The following is a 26,970-nucleotide window of genomic DNA, read 5'->3' as shown; positions in this document are numbered from 1 at the left end:
TTAAAAATAGATAATAAAAAAATAAAAACTTCTTGCCATGATTATTGTTTTTTGCTATACTCAATCTTGTCGCTGCTTTTGACAGCAAATTAAATATGGCCCGTTGGTCAAGGGGTTAAGACACCTCCCTTTCACGGAGGTAACAGGGGTTCGAATCCCTACGGGTCACCATAATATGCGGTAGTGGTGGAATGGCAGACACGCTATCTTGAGGGGGTAGTGGGCGTACGCTCGTGGAGGTTCGAGTCCTCTCTACCGCATAAGACAAGAAGCACTCGCGAATAGCGGGTGCTTCTTTTGTATGTCCGCTTAGTGCGGATCTACCAATTATTCACCGCATGCTCCATGAAAGCCATCATATCTTTTACCTCGATTATCGTTCCGTCGTCCAAGACTGCTTTGCCCGTGAAAAGGCCAAAAATCTGATGACAGCTGTTGTTAACGAACAACATTTTGGACTCAGTGTAGCGGTCGTATACCGGTTAAAGTGCATTTCAAAACGACCGTCGTCGCTAGTAAAAGTTTTGGGAGACATATAGCCTCCTGTGGCAAAATCGACAGATACCTGACTCAGTTTATGGGCAGTTCCATTGTAGAATAGTATATTTTCAGTAGCAGCCTCTGTATTGCCGAATCCATATCCGATGTTGAAGCCAAACCGTTTGCCGTCTACCCAGGTGCTTCCGTTGCCCCAATACCACTCATGGCTGAATGGCCATACACCGCGTCCCCAGTCGAGGAGTCCGAAGGCCGTATTCGGTTCGAAAGATATAATCTTGTCACCCATCGTGATTGTTCCGCTAGCCGGCATGCAGTTGATTTTATGATTGTAATAAAAATGCCTTGGATTCTCATGAAATGGCGTGGCGATAACCAGCGACTCCAAATCGGGCTGGACCAGTTCGATATCGATCTCCATGTTATGCGCTACCTTTGGATTATTGGTTTTACAGCGAAGGCGGCGCCCACCGGTAAACACTTCAAACTGTATATCGATGTTTTTTCGACTGACAGTCAGATTACCTTGCTCGGCTGACTCCGGCATGTTTAATCGGTTGAAAGGCATAACGAGCATATCGGTAACGAAGTAGGTATGTTTATTGATTAAATCAATCAGCATCACCGATACTTGACCGGCATAGGAAGCATGCCCAATCGTTAGCTGCAAACAGAACTCGTCATTGGACACCTGATAGAAATCCCATTCTTTGATACGCCATGGAGCCGCTTTGATTTGGCCGCGGTTATAGCGCATGACCGCCTTGGTCGAATAGCCTTTCTGCATTAAGGTCCCGTTAGGATGAAGTAAATCGGAAAAGGTCGTAATACGATGATTGTTCATAGGACACTCCCTTTTAATTGAGATGTATCTGCTTATGTTGAAGTCTATACATTTTTAAGATATATCACAAGATTACTTTTCGATATATTGGGAACAACCTGATTCCTTAGAAAGGAGTAAGGTTTTTTTTTATTTTTATAGGAAGTAGAGGTTCATACTGAAAGTCCTTATCGCAGACAAAACGGTTTATGGTATGATATCCACATGATAATGATAACCATTCTCAATTAAAAAGGCGGTACATGAAAGATGATCAATGCAAAATTTAATCGAGCCGATCTTCAGGCTGTCATGGTCAGATTGTGGTACGCGGAAATATTTAGCCAGGCCGAGTTAAATCTGGAGCAGCAGTTGGCCGTGCAAAATGCGTTAATTATAGTACTAAAGGGTGAGCTCAATCTCGAATTGGAAGGGCGCTCTGTTCATCTTCGTGAGGGGAGTGCCTGGCTATGCCCTTGCGGAAGAACATTTGGAGTGAAGAGCAGCGTGAGCGAGTTTGTAACAGCTGCCGTGTTCCATTTCACTCTCTATCGGGCTGATGCCTCATGTAAGGAGTCTCTATCAGAAATTAGAGAACTTGGAGATTGTGCGCTGTGGGAGAACAGCATAGGTGCAAGTCCGGTAGAGAATCTACATGCGGTATGCCGTAAAGTGTACAGGCATTTCCACCATAGCCAGCCGCATAAGCAGTGGAGGGCTCAGCTTGATTTCGAGGAGCTGTTGTACGAGCTGGCGGCTGAGAGCAGGAATGCAGTCAAAACGGATAAAGCTCAAGCGCTTGAACGGGCCAGAACGTATGTAGAGGAACACTATGGCGAGGAACTGACGCTGAATCGACTGGCTGAGGTCGCTGAATTTAGTCCGAAATATTTTGCAGATATGTTCAAAAAGACATACGGACATAGTGCCATGGATTATGTGACGCAGGTAAGGATGGCTAAGGCGAAGCAGTTGATGCTCAGTTCCAGCGCATTGTTGAAGGAGATCGCTCCAATGGTAGGGTACAAGGACGAGTTCTATTTCAGTCGGAAATTTAAAAAGAGGTAGGTCTATCCCCTTCGGCCTACATGAAGGAGCGGAGCTATAGGATCGCCTTATATGGTTCTACCTCGCTGCTCGGATATCTGACTCCATTGCAGATAATCCCCTATGCTGCCCCGTTGCATCCTAAATGGTCATCTGAGCTATATCATACACTCGGCCCGGATATCCCTGTTCACCTGGATGCCTATCGGCAGAATCATAACAAAGAAGCTAATCTCGACAAGCTAGCAGAGACTCAACCGGAGCAGATCATATGTATCCAGGGGCTGGAGCCTTGGGAGAAGCAGAGACTGGAGCAGATTGCCCCGATCTATGAGCTGTCATTGGAGACAGAGGATTGGAAAGGAGAACTAATGGCACTGGCCAGGCTGTTAAACAGAAAGGCTGAGGCGGAGCAGTGGTTGCAATCCTTTGAACGGAGTATCATTCGCCTGCGGCTTTGGATCATCCAGTATATGCAGCCTCCGGCAGTGGTGGCGGTGCGCGTCTTTGAAGATCAGCTTACACTTTATAATAGTCAAGCTGTGAATGAAGTGCTGTATAAGCTCCTGGGCTGCGAAGTCCCCCTTCATCTGGAAGGGGAACAGTCATTTGTACCGCTGACTGTGGATCAATTGGCGATGATCGGGGCGGAGCATATTTTTGTTCTCGTGAGGCAGGATTCGGAGACGTTAGCCTATTGGAGAGAGCTGTCGTCCACAGCAGCATGGATGTCGCTTGAGGCGGTTAGAGAGGGAAAATGCATCTTATTACTTCTTATCCGTGGCGGGAGCGTTCACCGGCTGCAATGGAGCAAATGGCAGAAGCGGCAACAGCACTGTTAACTGGAAAAAGTCCATGCTAATTCGGCGATTTGTCCATGGTACATTCGACGATCCTCCTTTACTATCAATAATAATGATAATCATTATCAATTGAGACGAGAGTCGTCGAAGGGAGAAGCTAGAAAGAATATGAAAAGATTCAATATGTTATTAGGGGTAATTCTGGCGTTAACCGTAGTCCTATCGGCCTGCGGCAAGGAGAATTCGTCCTCGGAGTCTCCAGCAGCGCAAAATTCTAACCAAACCGCCGCACAGCAGCCCGCGGAAACAGCGGAGCAGCCGGCATCATCGGATACTAGAGTCATTAAATACCTGGATCAGGAATATACACTTCCGGGCAAGGTTGAACGGATCGTTATTACTGGTGCCGTTGAAGCGATGGAGGATTCGATCGTATTGGATGTGAAGCCGATCGGTGCGATTTCATTCTCTGGCAAGTTCCCGTCCTTGTTCGAGTCAGTTACTTCAGAAGCGAAGTCTGTTGGTGAGAAGATGGAGCCGAACTTTGAGACGATTTTGTCCCTTAAGCCGGATGTCATTCTGACTTCAACCAAGTTCAAACCAGAGGTCAATGAGAAACTGGAGAAAATTGCTCCAACCATCCCGTATTCTCATATATCTACGAATTGGGAAGCAAATCTGAGACTGCTTGGAGAGCTTAGTGGTAAAGAAGAGCAGGCTGAGCAGGAAATCGCCAAATACAAGACGGATCTGGATGCGGCTAAGTCGCAAATTGGAGATAGTCTGAAGGATAAGAAAGTCGTGGCCGTACGAATCCGCGGCGGGGAAGTTTACATTTATCCGGCTGGGGTATTCTTCAACCCGGTATTGTATGAGGATCTCGGTATGACTGTTCCGGCAGAAGTACAAGCTGCTAAGGCTCAGGAGCTGATCTCGAAGGAGAAGCTCGCAGAGATGAATCCGGATTATCTGTTCATCCAATTCTCGACGGATGAGAACCAGGACACGCCAAAAGCACTGGAAGACTTCCAGCAAGATCCGATCATGAAAAGCTTGAATGCTTTCAAAAATGAGAAAGTGTTCGTGAACATCGTTGATCCGCTTGCTCAAGGGGAACAGCTTACAGCAAGATTGAGTTCTTGAAAGCTGCAGTAGCTAATCTGACCAAGTAAAATATACATCAGTTTAATATAAGGCGTGTTGACAATGCGATTAAAACGAAAGCTGCCGGTGGCCATTCTCGGAATGGCCCCGGCAGTCATTGTATTATTGATCCTTGCTTCAATTCTATATGGGGCCAAGAGTATTACGGCAGCCGAGGTATGGAACTCGATCATTGCCTTTGATCCAGACAATGTAGATCATCAGATTATTATGAGTTCCCGTCTTCCGCGTGTTATCGGGTCAATGCTAATCGGAGCATTCCTGGCTGTGTCTGGAGCCCTCATGCAGGGTATGACCCGGAATTACCTCGCTTCCCCTTCGATTATGGGGGTATCGGATGGTTCCGTATTTGCGGTTACGCTGTGCATGGTACTTTTACCGAATGCCAGTCCGAATTTATATATCACGAGTTCGCTCATTGGCTCTGCCTTGGGAACAGCTATTGTCTTCGGGCTAGCCTGGCTTATTCCTAATGGACTAAGTCCAGTCAAATTAGCGATTCTTGGTTCGATCATCGGTACCTTTCTTAGCGGAACGGCTCATGCGATGTCGACGTATTTCCAAGTCTCGCAAAATATCAGCTTCTGGTATAATGCCAGATTGCATCAGATGGACCCAGAGATGATTAAGCTTAGCATTCCGTTTGCACTCGTCGGACTGACGTTAGCGATGCTGATCTCCAGGTATATCTCGGCGCTTGCGCTGGGGAAGAGGTGGCTCAAGGGCTGGGTATCCGTACCTGGATCATCAAGGCATTGGCTATTCTTGCGACCGTGCTGTTGACCGGTGTCTCTGTAGCGCTGGCTGGAAAAATCGCCTTCATCGGTCTGATCATTCCACATATTGCCCGTCTCCTCTCGGGTGTCGATTATCGCTGGGTCATTCCGGTCTCCGGAGTACTCGGTGGGATTTTCCTGGCAACATGCGACATTGCAGCCCGCTTCATTAACTATCCATTTGAAACTCCAGTAGGAGTTGTTACCTCTTTGATCGGTGTGCCATTTTTCCTGTATCTGATCAAGACAAAGGGAGGGGCGCACCGTGAATAATTTAACTCAGCGAAGATTCTGGAGAGTATTAGTCATCGGCATTCTTCTTGCTGTTGCGTCTGCTTATCTTAGCTTGACTAATGGTACATTCGATATGTCGGTATTGGATGTGATCAAGACTCTACTAAAAATCAATCCTCAGCCAGAGCATAATCTGGTTGTGTTTGAGTTCAGGCTGCCGCGGATTGTATTAGGAGCGCTTGTTGGGTTCGCGCTTGGTACTGCCGGAGCGATCATCCAAGGGGTCACGCGGAATGGGCTTGCCGATCCGGGGATATTAGGCATTAATGCCGGGGCTGGCCTGGCTGTCGTGTTGTTCATGTTCCTGTTCCAGGGAGTGATTAATGCGACAGGGTGGCTCGGTGTCATGCTGATGCCGATGTTCGGAATTGCAGGCGGCTTACTGGCTACCGTAGCGATATATATGTTCGCTAAAGAGAATGGCACGCTTGATTCCCAGCGACTGATTCTGGTCGGTATCGCAGTTGCATCCGGCTTTGGTGCGCTCACAATGTTTATATCTTTGAAGATGAATCCGAATGATTACGAGATGGCGGTTGTATGGCTTGCGGGAAGTCTCCACAATGCGAATTGGAAGTTCGTCGTTACGATGCTGCCATGGCTGTTGCTTCTACCGTTGATCTGTATTCGGTCTTATAAGCTCGATCTGTTCCAGCTTAGTGAGGATAGTCAGAAGAGCGTAGGGCTGAATGTTGAACGGGAGAAAAATATATTTCTACTCTGCAGCATTGGACTGGTCAGCGCAAGCGTTGCCGTGTCGGGCAGTATTGCTTTTATTGGCTTGATCGCGCCTCATCTGGCCCGGCAGCTTATAGGTTTGCGACATATGCGAATCATTCCGGTTAGTGGGCTTGTGGGCATGATTATGGTGCTGATCGGCGATTTTATCGGCAAGACCGTATTTGCTCCGGCAGAGCTGTCGGTGGGTATCGTCGTGTCGATCATCGGAGTGCCGTATTTCGTTTATTTATTGCTTCGTACAAGAGGATCGTAGGGAAGATGGGGGAAAGTATGAACCGATATCAGCAGCTTAATGTTGGAGACTGGAAGTTAGTCCTCCATTTGCCTCCATCATATGAAACATCAGGGCGCTGTTATCCTGTGGCGTATGTCCAGGATGGAGACGAGCTATTCGGCGGTTGCCTGAATTATTTGGATCATTTGTATTTATCCGGTCAATTGGCAGAAGTTATTCTAATCGGCATCGAGCCGCATTCACGTAATGATGAATATACACCTTGGCCAGCAGCCGCGCTGGTGGACAGCTTCCCAGCCTTTGCGGGCCGGGGACATGCCTATATCGATGAAGTTGCAGATGTGATCAAGCCCTATATCGACCATCATTACCGGACAAAAAGACAGGCCGAGGAGACGGCGATCATCGGCGGCTCGCTTGGGGACTCATCTCCTTCTTCGCGGGTTGCTGGCGACCGGATACATTCGGACGGCTCGGTCTGCTATCGGCCTCCTTCTGGTATGAAGGGGTGCTCGATTTCATCCGGGAGCATGACGGTCTTGAGGCTACTCAGCGTGTGTATATGTCTGTTGGAGATAAAGAAGGGATTTATAAAGAGACGCGGCAGCGTCATATGGTGGAGCATACCAAGGAGGCCCACCAACTGTGGCTTGATAAGGGCATGGGCGCAGCTGGGTTGAAACTGGCAGTGGAGCCAGAAGGTACCCATGACGATCTGTTTATGATGAAGCATTTTCCAGAGAGCTTGAAGTGGCTTTTTGGCAATTCAGAGGGGCACCTCCAATTCAGGAGAATGAGTGGGGAGATGCATGTTCCCGGTACGCAGGTATGGGACCTCCAATCTCATTTGTCTGGGCGGGAATACCAGATCTACATCGTAGAGCCAATGGGTCCGCCACCTGAGGGCGGTTATCCCGTGCTTTATACGCTGGATGCCAATGCCACCTTCGGTTCCCTGGCAGAAGCGGCCAGACTGCAAACCAGAGGCCCTCATGGCATGGTTCCATTCGTGATTGTGGGCATAGGGTATAACTCCAATGATCCGATTGTGACGAGTGAGCGCTTCTACGATTACACGGTCTTTGCCGACGACAGCGAATTACCGAAAAGACCTGACGGGTCAGCTTGGCCGCTGACAGGAGGGGCTGAGGTTTTTCTCGATTTTATCGAATATGAGCTTAAGCCGCTGATCGAGAAGGAATTCCCAATCGACCGTGCTAAGCAGTCTTTATTCGGTCATTCGCTAGGTGGATTTTTCACTCTGTATACACTATTTAAGCGTCCGAGCACGTTCCGGCGTTATTTTGCCGCTAGTCCATCGATTTGGTGGAAGAATCTAACCCTGCTTCAGCTGTGGGAAAATAATAAAGTGCAAATATCACTTCATGAGACGGAGATAGAGCTACATTTGAGTGTGGGCAGTCAAGAGAAGCCGAATATGGTCCGTGACGCGCATAACTTGTATCAACTCATGACGGAAGACGTATATGGTCCAAAGTTGGTCTCGATGATCGAAGTCCCCAATGAGGGACATGTATCGCTGCTGCCTTCGTTATTTAGCCCGATGCTGCGTCGTGTGACAAGTTAAAATGAGAAAAGCGCTTCTTATCCATTGGATGGAGGCGCTTATATGATATTATCCGTGATATTCGGGATGAACTTGCTTGCGATAATTAGCTTTAATAAAATTCCTATTTACTTTTTACGATCGCCAGTGTATAATAACAGAGTTGCTGAAAAACTTAATAACATGCGGTAGTGGTGGAATGGCAGACACGCTATCTTGAGGGGGTAGTGGGCGTACGCCCGTGGAGGTTCGAGTCCTCTCTACCGCATAACGAAGAACAGAGGAAAGATCCTTACGGGAAGTAAGGATCTTTTTTTGTTTTTGGGACAATATAATAATAATGTAATTTGCCCGCATTCATTCATGTAAACGCTTGAATTTATTATTTTTTTGAATTCTTTGGATCTAAAGGGGTTAGACTATGTGATTCAAGTTGACATGTATTAAAAAATTATTTAATATGTCTTAGTACTAAAAGTGAGAGTTCCAAAAGTCAAGCTTTAATTGAAAGATGATTTTTTGAACTTCCGCTTGAAAAGTTTTCTAATTTAATAAAACGGGTGATGACAATGTCTTACAGACCAAGTGTTCAGAACGTGTCCATAGCCGGGAGTAACGAGAAGGAAGGATTGTACGAATTTGCTGTGAAATTGGCCGATGGAACGCAGTGCAGAGTATTTTATCACCGTTTTCCAGAATGGCGCCTCACGAATGTCAATCGACTGCAAAAGACGCCATGTCCGGTATGTCGTAAGGACTACATTTGCAACTGCATGGAGGGCTTTAAGGAAGACTTCCATAGCCAGCTTGTAGGCGATCAAATGATCGAGAAGTTGCTGGCAGAATAAGCCTGGTGGAATAAAGAATACGGAGGAGCTCGATTCCTTCGTATTTTTTTGCTCTATAAAGCGTTCGAAAAAGACGTACAATGGAAGCATGAGCATAGATGCTGATAATTATCCTTTTTGTTTTTGACAGTATAGCGGATGATTAAGGTAATGAGTTGCTCGGGGAGGGTTCTCAGATGCCAGGAAAGAATGCAGATCAGGCTGCGATCGTATTGTTTGATGGGGTATGTCTTTTGTGTCAGGGAGCCGTTAAATTTATCATTAAGCATGATCCCGGTGCCCAATTCAAGTTCGCGTCATTGCAATCTGATGTCGGCAGGCGGCTACTGCAACAGTATGGAGGAGCACGAGCTATAGACGAGCCGATGAATACGATGTACCTGCTGGAGCGAGAAAGCTTGTACACACGTTCCTCTGCAGCTCTCAAAATAGCCAAGAAGCTCAAATTCCCTTGGCCGTTATTATATGCATTAATTATTGTTCCCCAGGGCATACGCGATGCAGTTTACCGTTGGGTCGCAAACAACAGGTACCGCTGGTTCGGTAAATCCGATGTGTGCATGCTGCCTGCCAACGGAATCAAAGAACGCTTCTTAGACTTATAGAGGTAGTCTAAAAAGCTCCCCTTTGATCACGAAGTAAATCATGAAGCTATTCGACATCGAATCTTGAATTCAGCCGGGCCTTCCGGTGCTCACGTACACACTACGTACGCTCCGCTCCTCACGCCCTAGCTTCATCCAACCTTCTCGGTGCTGAAAGTCTGACTTTTTAAACTCGCAATTATAGAGGTAGTCTATGATATATATTTAGGACTTGCTTGGGGAAATGATCTGTGATATTCTGACTGTAAATATTAGGAACTCGTGAACGGTAGCACCGTCCAAATTAACCGATATGTCGGTATTTGGGCGGTGCTTTTTTGTGTTCCGAGTAAGAAAGAAGGTGAAGGTTTGAATCCCTTCAGATTGGTTCTGGCTGTACAGGATGAGTTATATTTAGAGCCATTTTTACAATACGTCCACTGTAGTGAGTTCGACCGGCGCATTATCGTAACGGGTTTCAGCCAACAGGATGCCTTTGAGACCTATATGAAGGATTCGGGGAACTGGTGGATATCGTACTTGCAGAACCTGCATTTCTGGAAGTGTGGCAGGGCCCGAAGTCGGGGCGCCTAATCGTGGTCTCTCTATGTGTGAGAGGAGAGTCTGCTTCAGGCTTGAGTCTGAATAAATATCAGCCCTTGTACCAATTGCTGTCCACACTCATGAATATCGTTCGGGGAGACAGAGATAAGCTGGTGAATACGGAAGGTGGGGCGGTCGTAATTGGTGTGTATTCGGCTGTCGGTGGCCTAGGAAAGACCACCGTATCACTGAATATCACGAAGCAGCTCTCATCTGAAGGAACTAAAGTATTTTATTTGAATCTAGAGACAGTGAATAACAGACTTATCTTTGAAGGTCAGGATGTCCGTGAAGGGCAGCAGGGAGGCCTGGCTCGTTTGCTATACGATTTGAAGTCCGCGGAAGAAGAGCAGCAGGCCCCGAAGTTTCCCGTATCGGCCTATGCTTGTAGACATCCGCTGCTTCAAGGGGACACCTTTGCTCCATTAGACAATTTAAATGAGATGCTTGAGTTACAGCGTCAGGAGACCATTGATCTAATCGAATTCATTGCGGCAAGTGGATTGTACGACGCTGTCGTGATCGATACGGATTCTTATCCGAATGGACGAACCGAGGCAGTGATGGAACGGGCAGATAAGCTGGTATGGCTCGTAACAGATGATGATAACGTTATGCGGAAGAGCCGGTCTGTGGTTCACCCATTTGGAGCGATCCCATCCGGACATGCATAACCATATTTTGAGCAAATCCTTATTTGCAGTGAACCGGTACTCAGGTGAATTAAATACCTCCATACCGGGGATCGAAATCGTCTTTGAATCGATGCTCTCGTACATATCTGCTTGGAAGAATGGGATCAGACAGGCTTCCGCAATGTATTCTCCACTCTATCAACGTGATGTGCAGCAGCTTTGCCGCAAGCTGTATGGCAGTTCCGAAGTATTCAGGGGAGGCAGCGGACAGCGATGACAGAGGATATGTTCACCCAGCTCCGGGCAGAGATCCGTTCTGGACTTGATGTTACGTTGACGCTTCAGGACGGGCAACTGATGGAATACATCGAACGGAGGGTACTTGAGGATTACCGGCTGGCCAACCTCACTTCATCGGAGAAGCGGAAATGGGTACGGAGACTTTATGACTCGTTCCGGGGCCTAGATGTACTGCAGCCACTGGTCGATGATCGTTCGGTATCGGAGATTATGATCAACAGCCATGAGCAGATTTTCGTAGAACAGAATGGCAGAGTACGTAAGCTTGCTCTCCATTTTGAATCCCAGGAGAGGCTAGAGGATATTATCCAAGCGATTGTCTCCGGAGTCAACCGGGTGGTGAATGAATCGTCGCCGATCGTAGATGCGAGACTGAAGGATGGTTCCCGGGTTAATATCGTGCTGCCTCCGATTGCCTTGAAGGGGCCAACGATGACGATCCGTAAGTTCCCCGAACACCCACTAACGATGGAGCAATTGATTGAGAAGGGATCACTCAGCAAAGAGGCTGCCCGTTTTATGCAGACTCTCGTTCGTAGTAAATACAATGTTTTTATTAGTGGGGGACAGGCTCTGGCAAGACGACATTTCTGAATGCCTTGTCGCGATATATCCCTGCAGATGAACGGGTTATTACGATTGAGGATTCGGCAGAATTGCAGATCGTAACATTACCTAATCTGGTATCCCTGGAGACTCGTAATGCGAATACCGAAGGCAAAGGGGAGATATCGATCCGTGATCTGATTCGTTCCTCATTGCGTATGCGACCGGATCGGATTGTCGTCGGCGAAGTCCGAGGCCGGGAGGCGTTAGATATGCTACAGGCGATGAACACGGGGCATGATGGATCTCTGTCTACAGGCCACGCGAATTCCTCGGTCGATATGATCAGTAGACTGGAGACGATGGTGTTGAGCGGCGCGGATTTGCCGCTTGGGGTCGTCAGACAGCAGATTTCTTCTGCGATCGATATCATCGTCCATCTCAGCCAGCTCCGCGATCGCTCGCGGAGGGTCTTGGAAATAGCAGAAGTATGCGGAATGAAGGATGGGGAGGTGATGCTAAATCCGCTTTATGTATTTGAGGAGGAAGCGGAGAAGAATGGGAGAGTTATTGGCAGCTTGAGAAGAACGGGGCATCGGCTGATGCATACGGACAAGCTTAACATGGCTGGCATCTCTGTAGAAGGGATGATCTTATGAGAGGGGGTGGGAAGAGATGAGCGGATTGGGGAGGTCGAGTACCTTAAAAGCATCAGCAAAAGCGGCGGAGAGGAGCGATGCTCAGCAACCAACCAGATTGACGGATTATCGCAGCTATGTTCTATCACCTAGACAGAGGCTGTCCGCATTACTGGTTGGTGGAGTAGGCTTCTTTCTTATCGGTTACATCTTCTTCCATTCATGGCTGATTAGCTTGGTCCTCGTCGGTGGAGCGACTTTTGCTCCGAAATATTGGAGCGGTTATCTTCTCCGTAAGAGAAGAGAGACGCTCGGCCTCCATTTCAAGCAGGCACTCTATTCGCTCTCCTCTTCTTTGGCAGCGGGCCGCTCGGTAGAGAATGGATTTCGCGAAGCTATTGAAGATCTACAGCTACTCTATCCAGGCAATTCAAGCGATATGATCATTGAGCTTGGTATCATCTGCACCCGTATGGAGTACGGCCAGCCGATTGAAGAGGCGCTGTTCGACTTCAGCGAGCGGGCCGGGTTGGAGGATGTTAGCAACTTTGCTGACGTCTTTACGATTTGCAAGCGTTCCGGGGGGGATTTGGTCGAAGTCATTCGGCGTACGTCAACGATAATTAGCGAGAAGCTCGAGATTAGTCAGGAGATCAGCGTTATGATTGCCCAGAAACGGTTCGAAGCAAAGGCGATGTCCGCCGCTCCAATATTTTTTCTCGTATTTATGGAGTTCTCTTCACCGGATTATATGGAGCCGATGCATAGCGGAATCGGTCTGGCTATCTCGTTCGGTGCGCTGGTCGTGTTCGCGTTTTGTTTCTGGTTAATGCTCAAAATTATGGATATCCGGGTCTAGGAGGCAAAGATGATAGTTTATAGCATCGCTGAAATTACGATATTGGTGCTGACCTGGCTGATCCTGTACCGGAACTCACACCATAAATATCAGGGCTGCCGGGACATGAAGATGGATGGACTCAGACTGCAGATCATAGCTCCTCCAATGCTGTTACTGTTAGAGAAGCTGAGAATATCGCAAAGGTTTCCGATTTTTTTCTTCAAAATACAGCGTTCAGTCCAGAAGATTAGTGGTGATAAGCGCGGGGCGAATATACTTTGCTGTTCCTAGCTGAAATGCTCTCGTACGGCTGGCTTATTCTAACCGCTGGTAGTTTGTTTTCTCTGCTTCTTGGAGATGATCCCAGCGTTATGATATTTGGTGCCCTTCTGGCTGTTCTTATTCCGGTTGCACTCGCAAGGGATTTACATCAGAAAGTCGCCAAGCGAGAGCGAGAGATTATTCTGGAGCTGCCAGAGCTGCTTAATAAAATAGTGCTGCTGGTTGGTGCGGGCTCTACTGTTCAGCAGGCTATCAAGCGTTGTCTGGAGCGTAAGGCAGGTGCAGAACAACACCCGTTGTATCGTGAAATGTTCAGAATGCAGCGGGAATGGGAGAGTGGGTACTCCTTCCAACAGGCGATGGAGGGAGTTAGCAAACGGCTAGGCGTTCAGGAGGTGTCGGCTTTTGTAACCTCGGTATTGCTTAATTATCGCCGTGGTGGCAATGACTTTGTGTTGGCGTTGATGGATCTGTCTCATACTTTGTGGGAAGACGCAAGGCTGTGAGCAAGACGCTCGGCGAACAAGCCTCGGCTAAGCTGGTATTTCCTATGCTGCTGTTGTTCCTCATTATCGTTGTTATGGTAGGTGCTCCTGCATTGATGATCATGGAATTATAGAGGAAGTTAAAAAGCTGAAAACCGGACTTTTTGAACAAGCATTATAAGTGGATTTATAAGCGAAATTTCTAGGAGGGTTACATGATGTTAAGTGTACTTGCAAATAAGATTAGAACGTTCTCTCAAGATGAGGATGGCTTAGGAATGCTGGAGATGATTTTGATCATCGCTGTTATCGTCATTTTGGCTATTGCTTTCCGTAAGCAGTTGAAGGAAATCCTAGAGAGCTTGCTTGGCAAAGCGAAGAGCAGAACAGAGAAATTTATGGATGAAGATGCATAAGTGAATATGAAGAGACTACTACGTGATCAGAAGGGGAGTTTCATTCTCGAGTCTTCACTCGTATTTCCGTCCATATTCGTAGCGATCTTAATTCTGTTGTTCTTCTGTTTGTATTTATATCAAAATGCCGCACTTGGTCAGGTTGCGGCTGTCGCGGCTGAACGGAGTGCGTATTCCTGGGATAACAGCTATCGGAAGCCTTTAACGGGCGCCTATGAGACTGGAAAGTATGATTCACTCTATTGGCGGCTTAAGGATGATGGTATGCTGCAGGCGATATTCGGCTGGTCCAGCGATTTGCCCACTTCAGGATTGTCCCTTCCCGCTGAACAGACTGAGTCTGGAGGTGGATCTTTGCCTCTGAAGAAGCTTGCGACAACCGGTTCGGCGATTCCTGTTGCAATTCATGGCAGAATGCAATATGAGAACAAGCTTCTACTGCGTAAAGTCAAGGTAGGATTGGATAGACTTGTCCCATTTGTCCCTTTGGAACGGGTGATCGGTGATGTGATTCAATCTGGACAGGCCGTCTCATATATAGTTGATCCGGTGGAGTGGATCAGAACAGTGGATTTAGCAAGATACTACGGAGCTAAATTCAAAGGCAGCGGTGGGGAAAAGATGGATCAGAAGGAAGCAGGCAAAGCGTTGACGTTATTCGGCAGGCAGGAAGAAAAGCCTTAGCTCCAGACTGCTGAAGTGAATAGGCAATGACCGACCAACTGATGAAGGATGAGGAGATAACCAAGTGATTTCATTTCCGAAAGAGGGGAAGCCGGTGTTTAAAAACAGCGACATCAGGCGGAGAGCGGAGCTGTTACCGTGTTTCTAGTCGTTATATTCGCCTCGATATTCGCATTTGTGTCGATATTTATTGATTTTGCAAGAATGGCGGCGCTGCAGGCTAAGACGGAGATGATGACCCATTCTGCATCAAGGTCGGTCCTGTCCTCTTATGACCCGCAGCTGGTGGAGCAATATGGTTTATTTGCATTTGGGAACACTGATGCAAATTATATTATGTCTAAGGTGTTGCAGGACCAGATGGATTTATCGAAGCGGAGCGATGATATTCCGCTGATGAAAGCAAGGCTAGATTCATCGACCGTTGAACTTCTGCGGCCGATAGGAACTTATGAAGTATTCGAACAACAGATCCGCGAAGAAATGAAATATAAGGCTCCCATAGATTTTGCAATAGAGATCATTAATCGTTTCAAGCCGATGTCGAAGGTAATGAAAGAAGCTTCGAATACCGTCGACCTGCTTAGCAAGTTGCAGAAGTTGTACGATCAACGGGAAGCCAAGTTGGATGAGATGCTAGAGAAGCAGCGTTCTGCGGCGTTAACCGTGAATAATATTGCTGTGCTAATCCCACGTTCTGGTGCCTCTAGTGGATCATCTGGCGGTGGAGCGACAGCTTCATACGTAGCCCAGGAATATTCGAACTATGCAGCAAGGTACAAAGAGGAAAAGTTAAGGGACCCTGAGGAAGAGGAGGAGTACTTGTTTTATATTCAAAAGTACCAATCGATGGCCTCGGGGGTGTTTAGCGGTTTGGGCGCAGTGGGCAGAAGGCTTCGGAGCGTCATGCTGTGCTTCTTCCTGATGCGAGAAAACTGCTTCAAGAAGTTATCGTTATCAATGACCAGATGAAGAGGACGATTGAAGAAGCAGAGCATCGACCCGTACTTGATGGCTACGATGACGTAGCTTCACATGAAGGTCTCAGTGATAACGAGGCAGTTACCAATGATGAGATCGCCGCTATCCGCGAGCAGAGTGGTTCGTTGCTTCTTACCGCTGAACTACTTGCTGGTTTGGAGAAGGATATCGGCCAGCAGGAAGCTGATTTTAATTTGTTCTATGCCGAGGTAAGTTCTTTTCTAGGTTTAGAGGGCTCGGTTCTTACAGCTTCAATCTCGGACTACTCTTTATCTTCAGCAGTGAGCAGTCTTGACCACTCAACAGATGTTTATTTACTTAAATATGTGGATTCGGGAAGTAGCAATATCCTTGATGCTAACAAAAGTCTGCTCGAACAACATCGCGCCTCTGACCAGGAGCGTAAAACGATCGAGAACCAAGCAGAAGCATCGCTTAAGGATGCGAAGGGGCTGATAGGAAAGATCTCCGCACTCAAAGATAAACTTGTGGATGCACAGAAGCAATTTGATGAGCTACAGACCTTATATAACGATAATCTCGAGTTTAATCAATCACTCTCCACCGGGGATGAGGGTGGGTTTGGAACAGGGGTGATCCGGCCGATGCCGGAGCCGAGGCGATGAGTGGGATGGATGTCTTCTTTGGTGGAATGTCCAGTGTACTACAATCGATGACAGATGCAGCTCTTCAGGGAGAATATGTCGTACATTACTATCCGCTATTTGATATAAGCACCTTGGATGAATTGATGCACAGTGAGGGTTCTGGGGTGATTGACACTATAGGTGACTCGTTTGCGCCTGGAAAGCAAGAGGTTGAATACATATTGTACGGTTTTCATAATCCGACGGGAAACATTGCTGCGGCTTATGGAGAGATATTCGCGTTGCGTCTTGCAATTCGAACGATGGAAGGATTGCTGAAAAATTTAAATAAAGGCAATCCACTGCTGATTCTTGCTGCTGCTTTGCTGTATGGAATCCAGCATGCTACGAAGGACATGTTGACGCTAACTAAGGAAGGAAGCATTGAGCTCAGTGAATTTATCAAGGTGAAGTTGACCTATAGGGATCATTTGCGTATCTTCCTGCTGATGCATGGAACAAGTGAGCGGAGGCTGTCTCGGATGCTTGCGCTGATTCGTATGAATACCGGAATTCCCGTGGAACAGCGTGCGACTTACTTAAGAGGAGGAGTAAGCGTCTCGATGCCACTATGGTTCCTTCCGGGAGTAGCGAAGACGCTTGGAGCCTCTGGGGCCTTGAAAGGAAGAGTGGAAGGAAGTCGATATTATGTCGATAAACAAGCGGACTTCTCCTATTGATTCAAAGGGGCCTTCTTCGCTTCAGCGTAGGGATTCTCGAGGTAGTATTGTCCTTGAAGCCGCCTTGGTCATGCCGGTATTTATCATCGTTATTTTCTTCTTTATTTACATGGTGCAGATGACCGTGATCTCTAACCAGATGCAGATTGTAGCATCGAATTCAGTGAAGCAGGTGTCATCCCATATATATCCGGTCGCATTGGCGATCTCAGCCATATCGAACGATGAAAAGGAGGATACGGAGAAAAGTAAGGAAGATTCAGGATCGGGCTGGAAGATGCCGAGCCTGTCGCTCACAGAATGGGCTGAGCAGTATGCGGATGCTTTACCGGAGCCGATCTCTGACTGGATCAGAGCCGCTGCACGAAAAGGGGATGAGCCCCTGCAGAATCTGAAAAATAATGTTCTGGAGTCTGTCCTCGATCCAGTAATCAAGCCACTGCTACACCCTTTTGTGACAGATACGAAGTTAAATGAGAACAGACTGCATGTAAGCCGTGTAATCGTACCTGATTTCAAAAGCGGACGAACTCCTTATTTCGGCCTAGAGATCAGCTATGAATTGCCGATCCGAATGCCATTCACGCAGAAACCGATCAGACTGCAAGCGAAGGCTGTGGAGCGGTTATGGATTGGGGATACGAATGAGCTTGATCAGGGAGGTGGAGACGGGGAGAATGCAGAAGGTCAGCCCGCAGTTATTCTGTCCAAGCCGGAACCAGCATACGCTGGGCATCGCGCCCTTGTCGCAGCCTTAATCAAACCGGGAACCACAGCCAAACTCACGGTGTACTACAAGAGCGGTGTGAGTCAGGCTAAATATTTAGGGGACGCAACTGCAAATGAGGAAGGTAAGGTGGAATGGAATTGGCTGGTAGGTGGGAACACGACACCAGGTACATGGACATTTATCATCGAGACCGAGGATGGGTTACAGACAACGGCTCAGTTCGATGTTGAGAGCCCACGCAAATAATGCCTGAACCAGGCAGTACTGATAACCAAGATTTGAACAAGGGGGACAAACGGCTATGGCATTGGAGTATTGGGGTTGTCTAGCTATGCTGATTACGGCATTCATTACAGATATCAAATCGATGAAGATACCTAATAAGATCACACTTAGCGGATTCATTATCGGTATATCGTATCATGCCGTAACCGGAGGAATGGACGGAATTCTATTTGCTATAAAGGGGGCTGCAGCTGGTTTTGTACTGATGTTCATTATGTATCTGTTCAGAGCTGTAGGGGGAGGTGATGTTAAGCTGTTCGGTGCAATTGGGGCGTGGCTCGGGGTTAGCCTGACTCTATCCATTCTCATGTATTCTATTCTAGCTGCGGGTGTGATTGGATTGTTCATATTGCTATTGCGACGGGAGTTTATTATGCGAATTCGCAATGTTATGCATAGCTTGTTCGGAATTTTGATCCTGCACAGTTTAAGCCCGGTCCAGGCGGGAGCTAAGAGGCAATTGCAGATGCCTTTTATGTTAGCTGTTCTCCCAGGAGCTGTGTATGCGATCTTGACTTTTTCTTAGTAAGGGGAGTGGTCTTTGATGCCGGCGTTTAAAGTTGATTTTATGAGAAATGGCGGTACCTATATGATTTTGAAGGCTGAAGGTGGTCTGCACTCCAAGGATATTAATCGCGTTCAGCATACGATGCTGGCCACGGTGGAGGTTCCCGGTCTGCTTCCACTAGACCTTCGTGAGATTGATTTTGAGGTTAGTCTTCATTATGAGATTACCGGCAAGCGCATGTTATCCCAATGTCTGAAGAATGACAAGCTGAGCGCGCAGGAGTTCTATAGTCTGCTGCTACAAATTGTAGTGATATTGGACGATAGCCATCAGTACATGTTGTCTCCATATAATTTCATCATTAATGAGGATTTTATATTTGTTGAAGAGCCGCTCGCTTCAGCGATGTTGTACCTGACCTATGTTCCTACACGTGAATCGGTGGCTGGTCAGGAGCGGTTAGGTCTTTCACTGTTGACCTTGATTACCCGTATCTTGAGCAGTGTAACCGTTGTCGAAGGCAGCGGAATCCAGAGAATTGTCAGCTTCTGCGGGGATGAGCTATTTTCCACATCAACTCTGAAAACGATGCTGCTTGATCTGTTGGGCGGACATAGATCAGAAGCTATACATATAGAACTGGTTAATGGAAATGGCGCCAGACGGGAGTGGTCTGATTCGTCGGTCATGATTAGGGAGTACGTTCAGTCACCGGAGCGGCCCGCGTCGATTAAGTCTCTAGATAGACAAAACTCTATAAAGCAGCAACATGATCCTGTAAAGGCAGGAGGGATGAATCGAAGGGGGAATGATAAAGCGCGGTCTGATCTCGATCTGGAGCAGCCATCTGCGGGGTTGTGGAATACGCCTGTTGCCGACACTGCTGCCGATATGGATGACGATAGCGAACTGGTGAAAAAAAACAGCAAATTTACATACTATATACTCGGAGTTGTGCTGGCCGTCGCGTTCTGCTGGAAGTTCTTGTATCTTGACGCTCCCAGCTCATGGGGACTCTATACTTGTATTGGCATAACTCTTGTTCTAGCTGTTGCACTTTTGCTTATTCGCAAGGGCGGATTCGATATGGTAACTGGAAGTGTATCTGAAGTAATCGGTCGCATAAGCCTGCGTTCTTCTGGGGATGAAGATCTGGATGAGGGTGAACCAGAAGACTGGAAGGAGCCTTGGAATGGAGGATGGGTGAGGCAGGACATTACCGATTCGCGGAAACAAGATACGAATCAGAATACATTTAGACAGATGCCGGTATGGTCGGAAATTATGGACCTAGGGCAACAAAGGGATGAGCCAGAACAATCTTCAGCCCTGTCCAATTCAAGATCTTCAGCGCAGGTCCAAGGCCGATCCATGGAACAGAATAGAGTATCTGTCGGCCCAGAAAACCCGTCGACTGCAGCAGAGGAGCCGATTTCCCAGCCTGCAACGGTGCTGCTAAGTCGTATGAATGCTCCATCCATAATACCATCCCCAACAGAGGCTTATCGTCTCGAGAGATATGGCGCGGAGGGAGAGCAGGAGAATAGACCTGAAACTATAACTCTCAAGCGAGGCAGCTTTGTGATTGGTCGTTCTGAAGAGGTCGCCGGGTATGTCGAGCGGGCGGTAGGCGTATCGCGAGCACACGTCGAGCTGATGGTGCGCGAAGAGGGCTGCAGTATTAAGGATCTTGGCTCACGCAACGGCACATTGCTTAAGGGGAGCTTATTGCCCCGTATAAGGAATATCCATTAGAACCGGGGATGTCTTTCTGATCGCTGACAGCACCTACAAGTTATGCATGGGAAACGCGTTATAAGAGGTTGTATACAATTGAGAATTAAAGAAGACTATAAAAAGAGCTAGCGACTAACAAAAGATGATTCCTGTCTGAACCTGAACAGGGGTCATCTTTTTGTTTTTTTATAGAGAATGATTCCTAAACAAACAGTGATGCTAGATTATTAAATGTTATGAGCAGTATGGTCTTTGAGATTTAGGATGGCTTCCTCTAAATAAGGATAGATGTATGTGAAGCCGGATGAAATAGTGGTCTGTGGAATGACCCGCTGTCCTTCGAGCAGCAGTAGTGACATTTCACCTAGCACGGCTCTAAGTACAAAGGCCGGCAGCGGGAACCAGAAAGGCCGATGATAAACACGACCGATGGTACGTCCAAATTGCTCATTCGTTACCGAATTTGGACTTACTGCATTGACGGGACCTGATATTTCCGGATGGGTCATACAGTAATCGATAAGTGAGACAATATCATCGATATGAATCCAGGGAACCCATTGCTTGCCCGTACCGATTCAACCGCCGGCTCCGAGCAGGAAAGGGAGCCGCATCATTGGGTATGCTCCGCCCCGATTGCCCAACACTACGCCGGTTCGCAGCAGGACAAGGCGTGGTCCTGTACTATCCGTAATCTCCAGATTCGTATGGGGGTCACTGGCCGAGTGTGGAATGCTCTTCAGCGCCGTCTCTTCCCATGAGGTTGTTACATTAGCAAGGAAGTCTGCAGCAGAGCCAGGGGAATGCTCCGTAAATTCCTCGGTGAGCGAAGTGCCGTATCTACCGACCGCAGAGCCTTGCACGATGACCTTCGGAGCCTCATTCCCCAATATATTGATCCATCGGCCCAAAGCCTGGGTTGTATGTAAGCGTGAATCCATAATCTGCTGCTTTGCTCTTCGGGTCCAGCGCTGACTAATCGTCGCGCCAGCCAGATTAACGATGCCATCCAGCCCCCGGAGCAGGAGAGGGTCCTGATCTATATTGTTCCATGAGTAGTAGGATAAATGTCGCGGCGTGGATTCTCTGCGAGGAACTTGTTGCTGCGGGTTACGACGAGTAACAATTATGACCTCATGCCTTTGCTTAAGCCAATATCGAGTAAGAGCGCTGCCAATAAATCCGCTTCCGCCAAGGATTGCATACTTCAACTTACTTCCCCCTTTTCTGAGATAATAAAAACAGCATCCCGATAAGCCTGAAGTATAGCTAAGGGTTGCTGTTATTTGAACATCCTCTATCACATTATTTATTTATTAGATGTTGGTAGGGCTTATAATCAATCTTATTCTTCTCTAGAAAAGAGATGAGAAATTTATTATCTCTCTTCGGGGTCGCCGAGATATAGCCTTTGATGCAGTGTGCTTGTGTAACAGCGTCCGCATTCTCCTCTAGTGCGATTCTACCAATCTCCGCAGCGATGGAATGTTTGGCAATATCACGGAATGGACTTGGAACGGGTTGAACCAGCATATCCAAGAATGCTTTGCTATCCTCACCCCATAAATGGCGGCTCGTCTCTACCCAATGGTTCTGCCAGTCCAGCTTGGACTTGCCGTCTGCCTTGGGCAGCACTTTCAGGAACTTGCGGAACATGAAAAATCCGCCGATGCACATCATCCCTAACAATATGAATCCCCAGAATGCGATAGAATTCATGAACCAGCGATTGGGCTGGCCTGCGGCTAAAAATTGAAACGATGTATGTATCATTTGAATGATCACCTCAGTTTGGAATATGACTCATACCACGGTGGGTAGATAGAGTTGCAAGAAACTTCCCTTCGTCGATATGATAAAGATAACCGTACAGATGCTGACTATGTCTATTTTAGTACAATTGCGTCTTTTCCTTGACATGAAGTATAACTTATTTTCCAAATTTTATCGAGAGTGTAGACTCTTTTTTGTAGTGTATTATTATGAAGAAATGATTTGTATTTGTCCGCACGACTTTATTTATTTGTATAATCAAGCTAAAATAAGGGGAGTTTAGCGGTTTACTGTCTAAAAGGGGAAATATAATGCTGAAAATAGGCTCACACGTGTCATTCTCAGATAAAGGTCTACTAAGCGCAACTGGGGAAGCTATGTCCTATGGCTCAAGCTCTTTCATGATATATACAGGTGCTCCACAAAATACGCGGCGCAAACCGATGGATGCGATGTATTTGCCGGAAGGTAAGGAAGCGATGGAAGCAGCGGGGATTGAGGAGATCGTTGTCCATGCCCCATACATCGTCAATTTAGGTTCCTATAAACCTAATACGTATCAGTTGGCGGTCGAATTCTTGCAGGAGGAAATACGCCGTACTCATGCGATCGGTGTACGCAATATCGTGCTCCATCCCGGTGCATTTACGGACAAGGATGCGGAATACGGTGTAGCGCGGATCGCCGAAGGCTTGAATGAAGTATTAAATGGAACAGACGAGACTGAAGTAAATATCGCTCTAGAGACAATGGCTGGCAAAGGAACCGAGGTTGGACGCAGCTTCGAGGAGATCGCGGCGATTATCGATAAGGTCGAGCATAATGAACGGCTGACGATCTGCCTGGATACTTGCCATATTCATGATGCAGGTTATGATATCGTGAATGATCTTGATGGCGTACTGCAAAAGTTCGATCAGACAGTCGGTCTTGATCGCATCGCCGTAGTTCATATTAACGACAGCAAGAATCCAGTCGGCGCTGGCAAGGACCGTCATACGCCAATCGGTACAGGCTGGATCGGCTTTGAAGCGATCAATCGTGTTGTTCATCATGAGGCATTGCAGGGGCGGCCATTCATCCTTGAGACACCTTGGGTAGGTAAAGATGCCAAGACCCAGCGTCCGATGTATGAAGTGGAAATCGCCTTACTACGTGGTGATGTGGAACAGCGCTTCGGTGCAGAATTCCTCACCGATGTAGCCGGACTGCATGACTTCTTCAGCAAACAGGATGTTCACTACCGTTCCTTCGTTCTCGATACATGGAATTTACTGAAGAATGACGCGAAGGCGAAGAAGGCAGACCCTCGCGAACCTTTAGAGCGTTTGTACGATATGGTGATTGCCGCGAATCTATTCCCAGATTACTCGGAAGAGCAAATCAATCATCGCTTGATCGCTTGGCTCGCAGGAAGAAACTAAGATTTGGATCTCAACATAGAATAATAGTGTGTGTTCAAAAAGTCCGGTTTTCAGCACCGAGAAGGTTGGATGAAGCTAGGGACAGAGGAGCGGAGCGTACGTTTTGGGTACGTGAGCACCGGAAGGCCCGGCTGAATTCAAGATTCGATGTCGATTAAGCTTTCAGTGTTACTTCGTGATCAAAATTGGACTTTTTGAACTACCTCTAATAGTGTGCCAGGAGGATAAGAGAAATCAATGGACAAACATGCGAAAATAAGTGGACAAGTCAAACCGTATGAGCACAATCGGGCTCGGATGCTGATCTCTTGCCCGGATGGCCCTGGGATTGTAGCAACAGTATCCCGGTTTCTGTATGAGCACGGAGCAAATATCGTACAATCTGACCAGTATACGATGGATCCCGAAGGCGGAATGTTCTTCATGCGAATCGAGTTCGATCTGGATCAGCTTGAGACGCGTATAGACAGCTTGAAACGGGATTTTGCCGATATCGCCGATAAGTTCCAAATGGAGTGGAACATTTTCCAATTAAGCCACAAGAAGAAGTTGGCTATCTTCGTATCCAAGGAAGATCATTGCCTTGTAGAATTGCTGTGGCAGTGGCAGGCTGGTGATCTGGATGCGGATATTTCGATGGTTGTAAGTAATCATCCTGATATGAAAGAATATGTGGAATCCTTCGGGATCCCATATTATCACATTCCGGTTACTCCGGAGACGAAGCGTGAAGCGGAACAGAAGCAACTGGAGATCGTGAACGGGAAGGTAGATTTAATCGTCTTGGCCAGATATATGCAGATCGTGTCACCGGCCTTGATCGGACCCTACCGTAACCGGATCATCAATATCCATCACTCCTTCCTCCCGGCTTTCGTGGGTGGAAAGCCATATGCCCAGGCTTATGACCGCGGTGTTAAGATTATCGGGGCGACAGCTCACTATGTGACTGAAGAATTGGACGGCGGCCCAATCATTGAGCAGGACGTACAGCGCGTCAGCCACCGCGACGATGTGGCGGAGCTGAAGCGAATCGGACGGACTATTGAACGTGTCGTGCTGGCCAGAGCGGTAAAATGGCATATCGAGGATCGTATTTTGGTTCATCAGAATAAGACAGTCGTATTTAATTAAATATTTTTCTATAACAACCGCTATGGCAAACCTTTAATGACTTGTCATGGCGGTTGTTTTTTTGAGAGGGGGGGTGGTTTATATTTCCTGCTAAGGTTGCTCAGTAACTTTATGTTCTGGCATCGCGTTAATATATTGAATGGTCATTGATAGGAATAAGAAGTAACAAAGGTTGAGAGGGGAGAATCATTTGTATATATCAGTAAAGCGAGGAATGTACGCGCTAATCTTATGTATGCTCGTCATTGCTACTGTTGTCGTGGGGACTACGCAACCTGCTCATGCAGCAGGTCCGAGAATTAGCGTAGAGAGTGAGATCGGCTATAACGGCAGCTATAAAATGAACAAATGGACGCCTCTGACGATTACTTTAAAAAGTGATGAAGATATTAGCGGGGAAGTTGTCGTCCAGGTCGAGATTCCCTATTCAGGTAGCAGCCAGACTTATGTGAAGAAGGTTGATCTCCCGGCAGGAACTGCTAAGCAGGTCACTTTTGGCATCATAGGCAACTCTTTTAACAAGAATAACAATTCAATTCGTTTTTATAAGGGATCGGCGGAAGCAGGAAAAAATATAGCTTTTGCTTCAGGAGAGGCCTATCTGCAAACCGCTCCGCTGGGCGGAGCGGTTATCGGGCAGTTAGCGTCCGATCCGGACAGCCTGAATTTTATAAATTTGCTGAATAATCGAAATAATCCGATTAACGTCCTCGCATTAGCTCCAGAGCAAATGCCTGAGGATGCAGCTATGTTGTCTTCTTTAGATGTTCTGTTTCTTAACAATTTTGCCTCCGATACGCTGGAGGAAGGGAAGAAGCAGGCTATTTCAACCTGGGTACATCAGGGAGGGACCCTTGTATTAGCTGGAGGGCCTAGTTACCTGAAGACGGTCAAAGGTCTTGAGAGCTTATCGCCTGTTGAATATTCAGGAACCATGGATATCAGTTCACTGCCTGAGATGGAGAAGCTTGCGAACAAGGAGCTGAAGCTGGATCACACGATTTCTATATCAACGGCACAGCTGAAGAGTGGAGCTGATAGTGTCATTAATGCTCAGGGCGAACCGTTAATTGCTTCCTGGTCACTTGGTAAAGGGAAGGTTTTTTATGCCGCTTATGATCTGGCTGCTGAGCCTGTTCATAGTTGGGGCGGTCATGCTGATTTTTGGAATAGTCTGCTCCAGAGCAAAGTGTCGGGTTCAGTTATGGATAGGAACAATGGTACTCAAGGTATGAAGAATAGTCTGGATAATTATCTGAGCTACTTTCCATCGCTTGCTCTACCGCCTTTCTCTCTTTTCTTCTGGCTGTTGGTCGGTTATGCTGTGCTCGTTGCCCCGGTGCTCTATTATGTACTTAAGAGATTTGATCGGCGCGAGTGGGCTTGGTTCCTGATTCCACTGATTGCTATTATCACTAGCGTAAGCATCTATGTGACGGGTACTTCTGGTAAATCCTCTCTACAGGCACATATGCTCAATGTCGTGGAGTTGGATGGTCAGGGACAGGGCGAGCAGCTGACAGCCTCGGCTTTGTTCGTTCCCCGCGGGGGGAATTATGAGTTTGAAATTCCTGGGGCAACCCACGTAACTAGCAAAAGAGAGGACGGTTATATTTCCGGAGGAGGAGAGGAAGGAATCAGCCGCCAATTGATTCGTGAGCAGGTTGGCAACACGACGGTCTATCTCAAGGATATGACCCATCGCTCGATGGCGAAGCTGTGGATTGAGCAGCAGACAGGAAGCTTCGGCTCGCTGGATATTGAGATTGCGCTGGATACGAAAGGAGTCCCACAAGGGAATGTAACCAATCGCTTGGATCGTGATCTTAGTGATGCAGCGTTAATTTTGGGTGGAAACATATTCGTCTTAGGGGAGCTTGCAAAGGATCAAACGGTGCAGATTCCCGCGAATTATACCTCTAGCACAAATGGCAGCTACAGTTCGATATTGTTCCCGTACCCTAGCGGTCCAGAGGATGAGAAGAATAGAGAACGTGGCATGATGAATAGCTTACTTGAGCAGAACACAGGCTCAATGAGAAATATGTTGATCGCCTGGAGTAAGGATTCATTTGGTGGATATACCGTGAATGGGAAGAATCCAGCTACAGACCAGCTTAACATGTGGGTACAGCCTGTAACAGTACAGTTCACGCCATCCAAAGCAAATGAAATTGATGTGCCATACGGCTATATCCCTGCTCAAATTACAAGTGTATCCACGATGGGGTGGGGACGGACTACGGCTCAGATAGATTGAG

The 26,970-nt window shown here is 47.3% G+C and carries 24 protein-coding genes, 3 tRNA genes and 5 pseudogenes; 28 read left to right on the top strand and 4 right to left on the bottom strand.

All coding sequences use genetic code 11. The features are described 5' to 3' along the window. The first annotated feature begins 97 nt into the window (after positions 1-97). Positions 98-171 (top strand) — tRNA-Glu (locus RE628_RS21840). Between the two features lie 6 nt (positions 172-177). Further along, positions 178-260, top strand: a tRNA-Leu gene (locus RE628_RS21835). A 60-nt stretch (positions 261-320) separates the two neighbouring features. Here RE628_RS21835 and RE628_RS21830 read toward each other — a convergent pair. Continuing rightward, a pseudogene (locus RE628_RS21830) lies at positions 321-1,285 on the bottom strand (DUF2804 domain-containing protein). Between the two features lie 306 nt (positions 1,286-1,591). Here RE628_RS21830 and RE628_RS21825 point away from each other — a divergent pair. The 23 genes and pseudogenes from RE628_RS21825 (at position 1,592) to RE628_RS21705 (ending at position 20,396) form a co-directional block, all read left to right on the top strand. Next, a complete protein-coding gene (locus RE628_RS21825; protein WP_309155013.1) occupies positions 1,592-2,389 on the top strand; it encodes an AraC family transcriptional regulator in 798 nt (265 codons plus the stop codon). 20 nt (positions 2,390-2,409) lie between these two features. Beyond that, on the top strand, positions 2,410-3,210 hold the full coding sequence (locus RE628_RS21820; protein WP_309155012.1) for an ABC transporter substrate-binding protein: 801 nt from the start codon (positions 2,410-2,412) through the stop codon (positions 3,208-3,210). 129 nt (positions 3,211-3,339) lie between these two features. Next, positions 3,340-4,343 (top strand): annotated as a pseudogene (locus RE628_RS21815) (iron-hydroxamate ABC transporter substrate-binding protein). A gap of 34 nt (positions 4,344-4,377) precedes the next feature. After that, positions 4,378-5,384: pseudogene (locus RE628_RS21810) on the top strand (FecCD family ABC transporter permease). Further along, a complete protein-coding gene (locus tag RE628_RS21805; protein ID WP_309155010.1) occupies positions 5,377-6,399 on the top strand; it encodes a FecCD family ABC transporter permease in 1,023 nt (340 codons plus the stop codon). The pseudogene RE628_RS21810 and the gene RE628_RS21805 overlap by 8 nt, the downstream one beginning before the upstream one ends. A gap of 17 nt (positions 6,400-6,416) precedes the next feature. After that, positions 6,417-7,061 carry an alpha/beta hydrolase gene (locus RE628_RS21800; protein WP_309155009.1) on the top strand — a complete coding sequence of 215 codons (645 nt, stop codon included), beginning with the start codon at positions 6,417-6,419 and terminating at the stop codon, positions 7,059-7,061. Next, positions 6,944-7,969, top strand: coding sequence for an alpha/beta hydrolase (locus RE628_RS21795; RefSeq protein WP_309155008.1), 1,026 nt, complete (start codon positions 6,944-6,946; stop codon positions 7,967-7,969). The genes RE628_RS21800 and RE628_RS21795 overlap by 118 nt, the downstream gene beginning before the upstream one ends. 164 nt (positions 7,970-8,133) lie before the next feature. After that, positions 8,134-8,216, top strand: a tRNA-Leu gene (locus RE628_RS21790). Positions 8,217-8,517: 301 nt separating this feature from the next. Further along, entirely contained in the window at positions 8,518-8,796 is a 279-nt protein-coding gene (locus tag RE628_RS21785) for a hypothetical protein (protein ID WP_309155007.1), read from the top strand. A gap of 176 nt (positions 8,797-8,972) precedes the next feature. Continuing rightward, a complete protein-coding gene (locus RE628_RS21780; protein WP_309155006.1) occupies positions 8,973-9,401 on the top strand; it encodes a thiol-disulfide oxidoreductase DCC family protein in 429 nt (142 codons plus the stop codon). 506 nt (positions 9,402-9,907) lie between these two features. After that, positions 9,908-10,657 (top strand): AAA family ATPase, encoded by a 750-nt coding sequence (locus RE628_RS21775; protein ID WP_309155005.1) that lies wholly within the window; start codon positions 9,908-9,910, stop codon positions 10,655-10,657. Next, positions 10,629-10,895: a hypothetical protein gene (locus RE628_RS21770; protein ID WP_309155004.1), complete on the top strand. Its 267-nt coding sequence runs from the start codon at positions 10,629-10,631 to the stop codon at positions 10,893-10,895. Before RE628_RS21775 ends, RE628_RS21770 begins: the two co-directional genes overlap by 29 nt. After that, positions 10,892-12,123 (top strand): annotated as a pseudogene (locus RE628_RS21765) (CpaF family protein). The gene RE628_RS21770 and the pseudogene RE628_RS21765 overlap by 4 nt, the downstream one beginning before the upstream one ends. Before the next feature lie 16 nt (positions 12,124-12,139). Continuing rightward, a complete protein-coding gene (locus tag RE628_RS21760) occupies positions 12,140-12,961 on the top strand; it encodes a type II secretion system F family protein (RefSeq protein ID WP_309155003.1) in 822 nt (273 codons plus the stop codon). A 9-nt stretch (positions 12,962-12,970) separates the two neighbouring features. Next, positions 12,971-13,844: pseudogene (locus tag RE628_RS29780) on the top strand (type II secretion system F family protein). A gap of 81 nt (positions 13,845-13,925) precedes the next feature. Then, entirely contained in the window at positions 13,926-14,126 is a 201-nt protein-coding gene (locus tag RE628_RS21740) for a Flp1 family type IVb pilin (protein WP_309154999.1), read from the top strand. A 6-nt stretch (positions 14,127-14,132) separates the two neighbouring features. After that, positions 14,133-14,810 (top strand): TadE/TadG family type IV pilus assembly protein, encoded by a 678-nt coding sequence (locus tag RE628_RS21735; RefSeq protein WP_309154998.1) that lies wholly within the window; start codon positions 14,133-14,135, stop codon positions 14,808-14,810. Between the two features lie 138 nt (positions 14,811-14,948). Then, the gene (locus tag RE628_RS21730) at positions 14,949-15,782 is read left to right on the top strand and encodes a hypothetical protein (protein ID WP_309154997.1); all 834 of its coding nucleotides are present in this window, start codon (positions 14,949-14,951) and stop codon (positions 15,780-15,782) included. Next, positions 15,779-16,417: a hypothetical protein gene (locus RE628_RS21725; RefSeq protein ID WP_309154996.1), complete on the top strand. Its 639-nt coding sequence runs from the start codon at positions 15,779-15,781 to the stop codon at positions 16,415-16,417. The genes RE628_RS21730 and RE628_RS21725 overlap by 4 nt, the downstream gene beginning before the upstream one ends. Next, positions 16,414-17,118: a hypothetical protein gene (locus tag RE628_RS21720; protein ID WP_309154995.1), complete on the top strand. Its 705-nt coding sequence runs from the start codon at positions 16,414-16,416 to the stop codon at positions 17,116-17,118. The genes RE628_RS21725 and RE628_RS21720 overlap by 4 nt, the downstream gene beginning before the upstream one ends. Next, positions 17,087-18,094, top strand: coding sequence for a pilus assembly protein (locus tag RE628_RS21715; protein ID WP_309154994.1), 1,008 nt, complete (start codon positions 17,087-17,089; stop codon positions 18,092-18,094). The genes RE628_RS21720 and RE628_RS21715 overlap by 32 nt, the downstream gene beginning before the upstream one ends. Positions 18,095-18,149: 55 nt before the next feature. Continuing rightward, positions 18,150-18,659 carry an A24 family peptidase gene (locus tag RE628_RS21710; RefSeq protein ID WP_309154993.1) on the top strand — a complete coding sequence of 170 codons (510 nt, stop codon included), beginning with the start codon at positions 18,150-18,152 and terminating at the stop codon, positions 18,657-18,659. An 18-nt stretch (positions 18,660-18,677) separates the two neighbouring features. Next, complete coding sequence (locus RE628_RS21705) at positions 18,678-20,396, top strand: DUF6382 domain-containing protein (RefSeq protein WP_309154992.1); 1,719 nt, start codon at positions 18,678-18,680, stop codon at positions 20,394-20,396. A gap of 209 nt (positions 20,397-20,605) precedes the next feature. Here the strand turns inward: RE628_RS21705 and RE628_RS21700 are convergent, their stop codons facing one another. The 3 genes from RE628_RS21700 to RE628_RS21690 all read right to left on the bottom strand — a co-directional run bounded on the left by RE628_RS21700 (position 20,606) and on the right by RE628_RS21690 (position 22,151). Then, the gene (locus tag RE628_RS21700; RefSeq protein WP_309154991.1) at positions 20,606-20,887 is read right to left on the bottom strand and encodes a DUF1731 domain-containing protein; all 282 of its coding nucleotides are present in this window, start codon (positions 20,885-20,887) and stop codon (positions 20,606-20,608) included. Between the two features lie 69 nt (positions 20,888-20,956). After that, positions 20,957-21,589, bottom strand: coding sequence for an NAD-dependent epimerase/dehydratase family protein (locus RE628_RS21695; protein WP_309154990.1), 633 nt, complete (start codon positions 21,587-21,589; stop codon positions 20,957-20,959). A gap of 94 nt (positions 21,590-21,683) precedes the next feature. Next, entirely contained in the window at positions 21,684-22,151 is a 468-nt protein-coding gene (locus RE628_RS21690; RefSeq protein WP_309154989.1) for a DUF2621 domain-containing protein, read from the bottom strand. Positions 22,152-22,462: 311 nt separating this feature from the next. Here RE628_RS21690 and RE628_RS21685 point away from each other — a divergent pair, with 311 nt between their 5' ends. From RE628_RS21685 to RE628_RS21675, 3 genes are all read left to right on the top strand, one after another. Further along, positions 22,463-23,575 carry a deoxyribonuclease IV gene (locus tag RE628_RS21685; RefSeq protein ID WP_309154988.1) on the top strand — a complete coding sequence of 371 codons (1,113 nt, stop codon included), beginning with the start codon at positions 22,463-22,465 and terminating at the stop codon, positions 23,573-23,575. 237 nt (positions 23,576-23,812) lie between these two features. Beyond that, on the top strand, positions 23,813-24,709 hold the full coding sequence (purU, locus tag RE628_RS21680) for a formyltetrahydrofolate deformylase (protein ID WP_309154987.1): 897 nt from the start codon (positions 23,813-23,815) through the stop codon (positions 24,707-24,709). Positions 24,710-24,899: 190 nt separating this feature from the next. Next, positions 24,900-26,969: a DUF8725 domain-containing protein gene (locus RE628_RS21675; RefSeq protein WP_309154986.1), complete on the top strand. Its 2,070-nt coding sequence runs from the start codon at positions 24,900-24,902 to the stop codon at positions 26,967-26,969. Position 26,970: the final 1 nt, after the last annotated feature.

Source organism: Paenibacillus sp. D2_2, assembly GCF_031199965.1.
GTDB lineage: Bacteria > Bacillota > Bacilli > Paenibacillales > Paenibacillaceae > Fontibacillus.
Note: the sequence above shows the minus strand (reverse complement) of the source record. Positions and strands in the feature narration are given on the sequence as shown.

Coding starts and splice junctions, on each gene's coding strand:
- RE628_RS21705 (WP_309154992.1), top strand. CDS start 18,678: ATGCCGGCGTTTAAAGTTGATTTTATGAGAAATGGCGGTACCTATATG.
- purU (WP_309154987.1), top strand. CDS start 23,813: ATGGACAAACATGCGAAAATAAGTGGACAAGTCAAACCGTATGAGCAC.
- RE628_RS21800 (WP_309155009.1), top strand. CDS start 6,417: ATGAACCGATATCAGCAGCTTAATGTTGGAGACTGGAAGTTAGTCCTC.
- RE628_RS21780 (WP_309155006.1), top strand. CDS start 8,973: ATGCCAGGAAAGAATGCAGATCAGGCTGCGATCGTATTGTTTGATGGG.
- RE628_RS21690 (WP_309154989.1), bottom strand. CDS start 22,151: ATGATACATACATCGTTTCAATTTTTAGCCGCAGGCCAGCCCAATCGC.
- RE628_RS21735 (WP_309154998.1), top strand. CDS start 14,133: ATGAAGAGACTACTACGTGATCAGAAGGGGAGTTTCATTCTCGAGTCT.
- RE628_RS21720 (WP_309154995.1), top strand. CDS start 16,414: ATGAGTGGGATGGATGTCTTCTTTGGTGGAATGTCCAGTGTACTACAA.
- RE628_RS21700 (WP_309154991.1), bottom strand. CDS start 20,887: ATGACCCATCCGGAAATATCAGGTCCCGTCAATGCAGTAAGTCCAAAT.
- RE628_RS21685 (WP_309154988.1), top strand. CDS start 22,463: ATGCTGAAAATAGGCTCACACGTGTCATTCTCAGATAAAGGTCTACTA.
- RE628_RS21715 (WP_309154994.1), top strand. CDS start 17,087: ATGTCGATAAACAAGCGGACTTCTCCTATTGATTCAAAGGGGCCTTCT.
- RE628_RS21825 (WP_309155013.1), top strand. CDS start 1,592: ATGATCAATGCAAAATTTAATCGAGCCGATCTTCAGGCTGTCATGGTC.
- RE628_RS21795 (WP_309155008.1), top strand. CDS start 6,944: ATGTCTGTTGGAGATAAAGAAGGGATTTATAAAGAGACGCGGCAGCGT.
- RE628_RS21785 (WP_309155007.1), top strand. CDS start 8,518: ATGTCTTACAGACCAAGTGTTCAGAACGTGTCCATAGCCGGGAGTAAC.
- RE628_RS21760 (WP_309155003.1), top strand. CDS start 12,140: ATGAGCGGATTGGGGAGGTCGAGTACCTTAAAAGCATCAGCAAAAGCG.
- RE628_RS21710 (WP_309154993.1), top strand. CDS start 18,150: ATGGCATTGGAGTATTGGGGTTGTCTAGCTATGCTGATTACGGCATTC.
- RE628_RS21725 (WP_309154996.1), top strand. CDS start 15,779: ATGAAGAGGACGATTGAAGAAGCAGAGCATCGACCCGTACTTGATGGC.
- RE628_RS21820 (WP_309155012.1), top strand. CDS start 2,410: ATGAAGGAGCGGAGCTATAGGATCGCCTTATATGGTTCTACCTCGCTG.
- RE628_RS21740 (WP_309154999.1), top strand. CDS start 13,926: ATGATGTTAAGTGTACTTGCAAATAAGATTAGAACGTTCTCTCAAGAT.